The sequence below is a fragment of the Psychrobacter sp. SCQQ22 genome (genome assembly GCF_015864605.1).
GTDB classification, from domain to species: Bacteria; Pseudomonadota; Gammaproteobacteria; order Pseudomonadales; family Moraxellaceae; genus Psychrobacter; species Psychrobacter fozii.
In genome coordinates, this window is sequence record NZ_JADYWZ010000011.1 from 124672 (window position 1) to 130679 (window position 6008).

Consider the following 6008-nt stretch of genomic DNA (forward strand, 5'->3'; position numbering starts at 1 on the left):
TGAGACCTTTTGTAATGTTTAAAAGCAATGTTAGAACCATTCAACGGCACGATCATACCAAGTATCGGCATCGTTTTCATCTTGCTCATCACTATTTTCTTGGCTATCGGTATCAACGGCTTCACCATTTGGAATCTCAAAGTTACCTTGTTGATTTTGCAGTTGTGACTGCTCGCGTGCACGGTCTTGCTGATATAGACCAAGCGCACAACTGCTGGCTTCTTCTGGTAGATGTGCTGACAGTACTGGCAGATAACGGGCATCAGTACAACGCTCATTAGAGAGCTTACCTGAGTTGTTCTCTAACCATAACCATTCAATGCCTTCAGGCTCTGGTAATGACACAGGTGTCAGCTTGAGACGATCCATATAATCAACCCAAACTGGTAATGCACCACTACCACCGCTTAGACCGATAGGTTTGTTATCATCACGACCAACCCAAACCACACTGACGTAGTTGCCACTATAACCGGCAAACCAAGCATCTCGAAAGTCGTTTGTGGTACCTGTTTTGCCCGCCAAGTTTAAATTGCTACCAAGTGATTTTGCACGTTTAGCAGAACCAGTTGCGACCACTTGCTGTAGCGCGTAATTCGTGAGGTAATTGGTCTCAGGCGGGATGCTGCGCTGAGTATTGAGTCCAGTACGTTGCAAGATACGGCCGCGATCATCTATCACCGTACGAATACTATGAATAGGGGTGCGAAAGCCTCCAGTTGCAAAGACTTGATACACACCAAGCATATCCATCGGGCTAAGATTGACAGAGCCTAGCAGTGCTGAAGGATATGGTGGTATGTCTTCTTTTACACCCATACGCTTCAACTGTTTGGCAAAGGTATCAATCCCAAACTCCATGCCCAAGCGTACCGCCGCTTGGTTATATGACTGTGATAGCGCAGTGGTAAACGGTACATAACCATGATCACGATTGTCGTAGTTCTTCGGGTTCCATTTAGTACCGTCACTTAAATTGACCGTAATTGGTGAGTCATCTACCGAGCTTGCGAGGTTGTAGCGTCCGCTTTCAAGCGCTGTCATATAAATGACTGGCTTTAATAATGAGCCGACTTGACGCTTGGCATCAACGGCACGGTTAAAGCCGGTAAACTCACTGCCACTGCCGACCACAGACACCAGCTCGCCAGTTTCAGGATTGGCACTCACTAGAGCACCTTGCAAATCTTTGGTTTTGCTGCTCTTGCGACGTAGCTCACCCAGTTTTTTATCAACGGCTTTGTCTGCTGCCAATTGCGCAATAGGGTCTAACGTACTGATAATAGTGAGACCTTCGTTTTTGAGGTCATCAGAATAATAAACAGTATTCAGTTCACGTTTAACGATATCCAAAAAGTCAGGGAACTGGCTCTTACCCTCAACAGGTTTTTCAACGATATCGAGCGGTCGTTCAATCGCTTTATCATAGTCTTCTTGGCTAAGTGATTCTACGGCCAGCATATTACCAAGAACAATGTTACGGCGTTCTTTTGAGTCATTTGGATTGCGACGCGGATTATAGATACTTGGGCCTTTTGCCATACCGACAAGCATGGCTTGCTGATCTAAGCGTAGCTCTTTGAGTGGTTTGCCAAAATAAAACTGTGAGGCCAAGCCAAAACCATTAATAGAGCGCTTACCATTCTGACCTAAGTAAATCTCGTTTAGATAGGTCTGTAGAATTTCGTCTTTGCTGTAATGCAATTCAAGTAGTACAGCCATTAATGCTTCGTTGGCTTTGCGTTTCAGCGTACGGTCTGAGTTGAGATAGAAGTTTTTGATCAACTGCTGAGTAATGGTCGAGCCGCCCTGTCTAGAGCCACCAGAAAAGTTATTTATTACGGCGCGTGCGATACCGCGTACAGATACCCCTTTGTGCTCGTAAAACGCACGGTCTTCCGTGGCGATCAACGCATCGATGAGCGGCTGTGGTACGTCATCTAATGAGACGACCATGCGATCTTCGTTACTGTCTGGGTAAATGCCACCAATATTGACAGGCTCTAAGCGAATGATGCCACTCTTGGCAGGTAAGGTACTCTGCACCGATGAAATCTTATTACCATTAATAGTCATTTTGATGACTTGCTCTTTGTCCACATCATTGGCGCTATAAGTAAAGCCACGCGTATGGATAAAGTAGGTATTACCTGATTTATGATAAGTGCCAGTGCGATCATAAGCTTTGTTGCTTTGATAGTTAAGCAGTTCTAGCCAAGTTTTCATCGTATCGGTATCGACACTAGCACCTTGATATAATTCAAGTGGCTGCGAATATACTTTGGCAGGAATATCCCAGCGCTTACCCTCAAACTTATGGGTAATGGTACGATCAAGTTTGATTAAGTATAGCGCGAGCAGCACCATACCCGCGATAATGACAATTAATATAAGACTACTAAATACCAAGCCACGCTGCTGTGAAGGTAGCGTGCTGACAATAGGCCTAGCAGACTGTGATAACTGGGTATTTGGTAGCTTGGAATTGGATTTTTGCACTGATATCGCACCATTTAGGGATAAAAAACTGCTTCATAATGACGCAAAATGACAAATTTTTCAATCTATCATCGTCAAAGTTAGCATTCATTGGTATTAAACTATGAGCATTGAGACTGCTTACAGCACTTGCTTATAGTATAATCTTTATTAAAATATTCACATTAATATAAACGCATCAAAAGCTTTTAATTGCTTTTATAGATGCCATATAGAATAGTCGTTCACGATAGCAATTTAATCTTGCTACAACGATGTGTTTTTTATGAATTATCCGCTGTTATTGTTGCGTGTTACTTTATGCTAGCAAAGCTAAGAGAACTTTAAAGTTGCTGTTTTATTTGGTTCTATAACCTAAGTTCTATAACCTAAGTTCTATAACCTAAGTTCTATAACCTAAGCATTGAGTACTGTTAACAATAGCAAGCTGCACGCGAAGCGAATTTACTTGAAACGAACTTGAAACGAATAAGGTTCGAGCAAACCTGTCTAAAGGAAGTAAGCGCGATTATGTCTAGTGTCCCTCCATCAATAGCCTCTACCCCAAACCATCATCATGAAGACAACTCGATCATTGAAGGTCTAGTGCTGCCTCTTGCTGGCGATTGTTTCCATTGCGGTGATCCTGTACCGCAGCCGCCATTCTATGCCGAGATACTGGGTCAATCACGTGAGATGTGTTGTATGGGCTGTCAGTTGGCAGCGCAGAGTATCGTAGAGGCTGGGCTTGAGCAATATTATCTGGATCGCTCGGAGATTAGTCGTACGGCAAGCTTGCCTACTCAAATGACACGCCTTGAGGCATATGATCATGATGAAATAAAGCAGCAGTTTGTGTATGCGCAGGATGGTATGTCGGTGGCAGAATTGTCTGTCAACAATCTACGTTGTGCGGCGTGTACGTGGTTGATTGAATCACGTCTTGATGAGTTGAACGGTATCAGTAAGTGTCAGGTGAATTTGACCAACCAACGCATGCGAGTGATTTGGAACGAAGACAAGCTGCCGATTAGCCGTATTCTGGCCGTTATCAATGAAATCGGCTATGAGGCTAAGCCTTATCGTCAAGACACGCATGAGGCCATGCTGGCACGCCATACTAATCAAATGCTGCTGCGCCTTGGCATCGCTGCGCTGGGTTCGATGCAAGCAATGATGTATGCCGTGGCGCTCTATTTTGGTGAATATAGCGATATGCTGATATTGCAGCGTGATTTTCTACGTTGGGTCTCATTGTTCGTCAGTACGCCAGTATTCTTTTATGCTGGACTACCGTTTTTTACATCAGCATGGTCAGCGGTTCGTGCCCGCCAAGTCAATATGGATGTGCCTGTCAGTATTGCACTAATTGTGACTTTCTTCGCCAGTTTATATGCCACGATTACTGGGCAAGGGGAAACGTATTACGATTCGGTCAGCATGTTTATTTTCTTCTTATTGGCAGGCCGCTATATCGAGCATAATGCTCGCCTAAAAGCGGCGACTATGGCCAATGATTTGGTGGTGGTTGAACCGGTATTGGTGCAAAAAGTTGCGGAAGATAAAGAAGCTGCTAAGCGTATTTTGCAACAGATTTCGCAGAATATGCTCAATGAGACGACTAGCAGTGAAGAAGATGGCACTGCTGATATTTCACGTGATAATGTGAATGTGGACCCTATAAGCAACCAAAAATTATCAAGTGCTATGCCTAATTTTATGAAGAGCATAGATGATAATGTTCATGAACTAACCGTACGTATTGCCCAAGACTGGCAGCAATCGCGTAATCAGCGCTTCTCTTTATCAAAACAAGAATCAAAACCAGAGCCAACAACAGGCGTCAGCGTCGAAGATAAAAATAGTACACAAGACAAAAAAATGGTGACCGCTCACAGCTTGCAAGTGGGTGACATCATCATGGTAGAAGCTGGATCTGAAATTATCAGTGATGGTATTTTGCTCAGTTCGACGGCAACAGTCTCGCAAAGCCTGCTGACGGGTGAGGGCGACTTGATTATCAAGACCCAAGGCGACTATATTGTTGGTGGTGCGCAAAATGATAGTCAGCCGTTTGAGATGCTGGTCACCGCACTACCAGAAGACAGTCAGATAGGTTTGATAGATAGACTTATGAACCGCGCCATGAGTGAAAAGCCAAAATTGGCACAGCAAGCGGATAAGCTGGCACGTTGGTTTGTGGCGCGCATTCTAGTATTGTCCGTCTTGGTGTTTATTGGTTGGTATATCGTTGATCCGAGCCAAGCCGTTTGGGCTACCGTCGCAGTATTGGTCGCAACTTGTCCTTGTGCATTGTCTTTGGCGACACCGATTGCGCTCACGGTATCGACGAACCGGTTGGCGAGCTATGGGTTTTTGACGACGCGTGGGCATACGCTGCAAACGCTTGCTGAGATTACCCATGTGGCTTTTGATAAAACAGGTACGCTGACTTATGGTAAGCCAAATTTACTCAATATCGAGTTAACGGACTCTCTGAATCAAAAAGAAATACAAGTATCTGACCAAAAAGATAAAGTCTTAGCCATTGCTGCTGCTCTAGAAGTGGGTAGTCGCCATCCAATTGCCCATGCATTGCTCACTGCGGCTTATCAATTGCACCTGCCAGCCACGCAAGCACTACAGCATTATCCAGCGGGTGGGGTAGAGGCAATGATCGATGGTGTGTTATATCGAATTGGTCATGTGAATTTTGCCTTAGACAACACCAATGATGCTAATGAGCATAGTGACATAACCATTGATTTGGTAGCTCAGCGTGCTAGCTCAGCGGTAGTCTTGTCTCGTCAAAATAACGATTCAGACGATTGGCAGGCGCTGGCGTGTTTTTACTTTAATGACAAGGTGCGTGACAGTGCTAAGTCGATGCTTGATACGCTGAAAGCGCTAGGCATTGAGTCTGTAATGCTGACTGGTGATCCAAGTCCGCAAGCGTTAGTAATGGCGAAAGGTTTGGGTATGGAGTCTGCTTATAATGGTCTATCGCCAACGGATAAGGTCAACCATATTCAAAAATTGCAGTCTGAAGGTGCGGTTGTGCTGATGGTTGGTGACGGTATCAATGATGCACCAGTACTGGCAGCAGCAGATGTCTCGACCTCGATTGCTGGCGCGGCAGATTTGGCGCAAGTATCGAGCGATAGTATTATTTTAAATGGTCACATTGAGGCTATTACTGCGGCCAAACGTATCGCTGATAAAACAGAGCGTATCATCAAACAAAACTTTCGCTGGGCACTGGTATATAACAGTATTGTGTTGATACCAGCAGCGTTAGGCTACGTGCCACCATGGCTCGCTGCTATTGGTATGTCACTCAGCTCGTTGTTTGTGGTATTGAATGCTTTACGTTTGAAGCGTGCTTAGGTTTAATTTCAGAAATGCATTGGCAGTGTAGTTATCATCTCACCCATCGATCGCTGAATCAGCGTATCGTCACTGACATAGCTCGTATCAGCAGCGCTATCGATCAGCGTGTAGGGCGCTTGTTGATGGGTTTTGGTTTGCTG

2 protein-coding genes are annotated in these 6008 nt (G+C 44.8%); one reads left to right on the top strand and one right to left on the bottom strand.

Translation table 11 applies throughout. The features are described from left to right. Nucleotides 1–30: 30 nt before the first annotated feature. Nucleotides 31–2499: a penicillin-binding protein 1B gene (mrcB, locus tag I6E84_RS13305; protein WP_197218459.1), complete on the bottom strand. Its 2469-nt coding sequence runs from the start codon at nt 2497–2499 to the stop codon at nt 31–33. Between the two features lie 510 nt (nt 2500–3009). On the opposite strand from mrcB, the gene I6E84_RS13310 reads away from it, so the two are divergent. After that, nucleotides 3010–5865, top strand: coding sequence for a heavy metal translocating P-type ATPase (locus tag I6E84_RS13310; RefSeq protein ID WP_197218460.1), 2856 nt, complete (start codon nt 3010–3012; stop codon nt 5863–5865). Nucleotides 5866–6008: the final 143 nt, after the last annotated feature.

Excerpts from the sequence above, each read along its gene's own strand:
- I6E84_RS13310 (WP_197218460.1), top strand. The coding sequence starts at position 3,010 with ATGTCTAGTGTCCCTCCATCAATAGCCTCTACCCCAAACCATCATCAT.